1 protein-coding gene is annotated in these 1,067 nt (G+C 69.5%); it reads right to left on the minus strand.

Annotated elements, in window-relative coordinates; all coding sequences use genetic code 11:
• Positions 1-1,067, minus strand: a 1,067-nt coding sequence (dxs, locus tag AO398_RS27140) for a 1-deoxy-D-xylulose-5-phosphate synthase (protein WP_082643487.1), incomplete at both ends; no start/stop codon positions are given.

Genomic DNA, 1,067 nt, shown 5'->3' on the forward strand with positions numbered 1-1,067 from the left:
GGCAGGTTCTGCAGCGCCACGTCGTGCACGACCTGGTCGTAGGCCCGCTGCAGGAAGGTCGAGTAGATCGCCACGAACGGCCGGTAGCCCTCCGTCGCCAACCCGCCCGCGAACGTCACCGCGTGCTGCTCGGCGATGCCGACGTCGAAGGTCTTGTCCGGGTGCGCCTTGCCGAACAGGTCGATGCCGGTGCCGCCGGGCATCGCCGCGGTGATCGCCACGACCTTGTCGTCGGCATCCGCCGCCTTGATCAGGCTCTCGCCGAACACCCTTGTGTAGGCTGGGGCGTTGGGCTTGGCCTTGGCCTGGACCCCTGAGACCACGTCGAACTTGACCACGCCGTGATACCGGTCGGCCGAGGCCTCGGCGGGCGCGTAGCCCTTGCCCTTGCGGGTGACGACGTGGAGCAGGATCGGGCCGTGCTCGGCGTCGCGGACGTTCTTCAGGACCGGCAGCAGCTGGTCGAGGTTGTGCCCGTCCACGGGCCCGACATAGTGGAAGCCCATCTCCTCGAACATCGTGCCGCCGCCGACCACGAGCGAGCGGGCGTACTCTTCCGCCGCCGCGGCGCGCTGGTAGAGCGCCTTCGGCAGGAGCTTGCCGAGCTGCTTGGCGGTCTCGCGCAGCGACTGGTAGGTGCCGCCGGACGCCAGCCGCGCCAGGTAGCCCGACATCGCGCCCACCGGCGGGGCGATGGACATGTCGTTGTCGTTGAGGATCACGATCAGGCGCGAATGCAGGGCGCCGGCATTGTTCATGGCTTCATACGCCATGCCGGCCGACATCGAGCCGTCGCCGATCACCGCGATGGCGTTGCGGCGCTTGAGCTGACGGCCCTTGGCCTTGGCGGCCTCGGCATCGAGATCGCGCGCGACGGCCATGCCGAGCGCGGCGGAGATCGAGGTCGAGGAATGGGCGGCGCCGAACGGGTCGTAGACGCTCTCTGAGCGCTTGGTGAAGCCGGACAGGCCACCGCCCTGGCGCAGCGTCCGGATGCGGTCGCGGCGCCCGGTGAGGATCTTGTGCGGGTAGCACTGGTGGCCGACGTCCCAGACGATGCGGTCGTC

It is taken from the genome of Methylobacterium sp. GXS13 (assembly GCF_001455965.1).
Classification (GTDB): domain Bacteria; phylum Pseudomonadota; class Alphaproteobacteria; order Rhizobiales; family Beijerinckiaceae; genus Methylobacterium.